Annotated in this window: 1 protein-coding gene; it reads right to left on the bottom strand. The window is 60.7% G+C overall.

The window, feature by feature from the left end:
* Positions 1-420 precede the first annotated feature (420 nt).
* Positions 421-1,350: transposase (locus C8K14_RS22965; RefSeq protein ID WP_208110675.1), on the bottom strand; the 930-nt coding region annotated here is incomplete at its 5' end.

The raw sequence follows: 1,350 nt of genomic DNA, 5'->3' as shown, positions 1-1,350 counted from the left end.
CCTCGACCGCATGGGCCCTCATCGCTTCCATCCGAATGATCACCCGGCGAACCGCAACCTATTGCCTTGCTTGAGAAACTTCCGAATCAGGCACTCAGGGTTTCATGGATCTGTCCGCACTGGCCGAACCGAAGCTTGGTCGTGCTTTATCGCGTCTCACACAGGCGAACGTTGCATTGACTCGAAGCGGGCTTGTTGGCCCATCCGGTAACCTTCGCAGATCGTTCGTCCCTGCGTTCCCTCGCGGGACACCGCCCTCGGATCAGCTCTGACGCTTCACCGCTGGCAAACAGCTTCTACCTTACCTCATGCTTGGAACAAAGTACCATCGCGCAGCATGGCATGCATGATGACCGCGAGGCGGCGTGCGAGCACGACGCGGGCCTTTTTCAGGCTGCGACGCTTGGCGATCTTCATAGCCTATGTCTTCAGGGCAAAGGTCTCCCGGCTTCGGGTAAGGATCGAGTTGGCGGCTTCGTAAAGCAGCTTGCGCACGGTCCCGTCGCCCTGTTTGGTAATCCGGCCCGCCCGGTCGAGCTCGCCCGATTGATGCCGTCGGGGCACCAGGCCGAAGTAGGCGCCGGCGTTGCGGGATTGTCGGAAGCGGCGTGCCTCATCGACCGCAGCTGCGGAGGCGGCCGATGTCTGCACCCCGATGCGCGGTATGGTCATCAGGATTTCACGGGCCTGTGACTGACTAGCGATAACGCGCAACCGCCGATCCATTTCTTTGATCTGTTCCATCAGCTCCGCACGTACCGACAACAAGTAAGCGATGGCGTCACTCAGATCAGGAATATGGGCGGCCTGCATGATCTTCTCGAGGAATGCCTTTCCTTGGCCAGCGCCAGGGCGATAGCCAAACGTGGCGCAAAGACCGCAGATCATGTTGTCGAGCCGGACGCGCGCTTCCACCAGATGGCTCCGCGCGGTGATGACCTGATATTCGTTTTCGGCGGCCAGGCTGTAGGTATCTTCCAGATCGGTCTGGACAGGCTCGGTCGCGCCGCTGGGGAAGCTGGTCTGCGCTTCCTTGTGGCGATCGGACCGCATCTGCGCCGAAACCGAGAGCCGCTCCCTGGCCGAGGGCCGCAGCGTCAATTCCGCCGATCCGCCCAATGCTTCATCCCAATAGGGGCTGTTGAGCGCACGGCCGTGAGTCTGGGTGATTTCGCTGCGATTGTCGAACGCCCGCAGCAGGTTGTAAAACGTGTTGCGATAGAGCCGCGTCTTCAACGTGGCGATTTCGTCCAGCTGTGCACGGCGGTGACAAAACCAGCCACTGGAACGCCGGCGAGGTGCTGAGCGTGGCGGATTAAAACCCAGCCAGTGGTAAGGCGTGCCCTTTTG

Source organism: Novosphingobium sp. GV079 (assembly GCF_003058045.1).
GTDB lineage: Bacteria > Pseudomonadota > Alphaproteobacteria > Sphingomonadales > Sphingomonadaceae > Novosphingobium > Novosphingobium capsulatum.
The sequence above is the reverse complement of the archived record's forward strand: the minus strand, read 5'-3'. Positions and strand labels throughout refer to the sequence as shown.